Source organism: uncultured Ruthenibacterium sp., assembly GCF_963558415.1.
GTDB lineage: Bacteria > Bacillota > Clostridia > Oscillospirales > Ruminococcaceae > Ruthenibacterium.
Window position 1 is genome coordinate 1 of sequence record NZ_CAUWGY010000164.1, and the last position, 1,537, is coordinate 1,537.

General features: G+C 47.1%; 1 protein-coding gene and 2 pseudogenes. 2 read left to right on the forward strand and 1 reads right to left on the reverse strand.

Features of this window, described 5'->3' with window-relative positions; genetic code table 11:
* Positions 1-217 (forward strand): annotated as a pseudogene (locus AB5H98_RS13440) (transketolase); the annotation flags it as partial.
* A 4-nt stretch (positions 218-221) separates the two neighbouring features.
* Positions 222-1,184 carry a transketolase family protein gene (locus tag AB5H98_RS13445; RefSeq protein ID WP_367926388.1) on the forward strand — a complete coding sequence of 321 codons (963 nt, stop codon included), beginning with the start codon at positions 222-224 and terminating at the stop codon, positions 1,182-1,184.
* Between the two features lie 49 nt (positions 1,185-1,233).
* Here the strand turns inward: AB5H98_RS13445 and AB5H98_RS13450 are convergent.
* Positions 1,234-1,537 (reverse strand): annotated as a pseudogene (locus AB5H98_RS13450) (DeoR family transcriptional regulator); the annotation flags it as partial.

The window sequence follows — 1,537 nt, forward strand, 5'->3', positions numbered from 1 at the left end:
AAATGGCGCTGACGAAGAAGCCATTGATGATGCAATCAACGAAGCCAAAATGGTGAAAGATAAAGCAGTGTGCATTGTGCTGGATACCGTGAAAGGGCAGGGCGTGAAGTATTACGAGGATATGCCGGACAACCATGCTCCCAAGGTATTTGAAGAAGGGCGCGCCGAAATCGAAAAGGCGATTGCTGAACTGAAAAAAATTACGGAGGAGGAATAAAGCCATGCTGAAACAGAACAGAACCAAAGAGCTGGGCGGCGAATTGCGTAATCAATTTGGTGCCACGCTGAAAGAACTGATGGAACAGGATGAGCGCATTTTGGTGCTGGACGCGGATTTGGGTGGTGCATCGTTCTTTTTGCGCTTCAAAGAGAGCAATCCCGACCGTTTTGTGGATGTGGGCATTTGCGAGGCAAACTTGTTTGGCGTAGCAGCGGGACTTTCGTTGCGTGGTTATATTCCTTTTGTGCACACTATGTCCGCATTTGTAACGCGCAGAGCTCTTGATCAGTTGTATATCTCATGCGCTTATCAGAACAATACCGTGAATATTTTTGCTTCTGACCCGGGTTTTTGCTCCGGCTTTGATGGAGGCACGCATACCTGTTTTGAAGACTTGGCTGTTATGCGTGCAATTCCCAATGCAATTGTGTGTGATCCTTGCGACCAGGTACAGTTGGATTGGATGGTGCGCATGTGCGCTGCCAGACAGGATGGAGCGATTCACTATATCCGTGCGTATAGAAAGAATGTACGCGAGGTATACGAAAAAGGAACGAAATTTGAGCTTGGAAAAGGTCAAGTGCTTGTTCCAGGTACCGACGTGTTGTTGGTTGGCAGTGGATATCTCATGGCCGATGCGCTTGATGCCGCCGAGGAATTGGGCCGTCGAGGCGTGAGCGTAGAAGTAGTAGATCCTGTAACAGTGAAACCTTTTGATGAAGAGCTGATTCGCAAAGAGGCACAGGGTAAGAAATTGGTGGTTACTTATGAAAACCACAGCATTATCAATGGCATAGGCAGTGCTGTGGCCGACGTTCTGGCAAAATACGGAATGGGTGTTCCGCTATTGAAGCTTGGCGCACAGGATGTATTCGGTCAGGTTGGATTGGTAGATCTTTTGAAAAAGGAATTCCATCTGACAAGCGACGATGCAGTGTGTGCCATTGAGAAAGCGTTGAAATAACAAAAAAGGGGTCCGGGCTGGATGCTCGGACCCTTCTTGCAAAAGGATTTTAGTTTTCTGGAACGACCACAAAATTGCTGGGAAGCGGCATATTCAACTCTGGCGGACAGGTAACAATTACACTGTCAAAGGCACTTAACGGAGCCAACCGGCAGAAACTGGTTTTTCCAAGTTTACTGGCATCTGCGAGAAGATGGTTTTTATTGGAGCATTTCATAGCAACTTCCTTAACCGGAACGGTGTCAATGTCGTCATTGTAGGCCATCTGATGTAAAAGTTCGATGCCGGAACAACCAAAAAAGGCATGGTCAAAATGGAACTGAGACACCATTTTTTCAGTGTATACGCCTACA

Bases quoted from the DNA above. Each gene is read 5' to 3' on its own strand.
- AB5H98_RS13445 (WP_367926388.1), top strand. From the start codon at position 222: ATGCTGAAACAGAACAGAACCAAAGAGCTGGGCGGCGAATTGCGTAAT.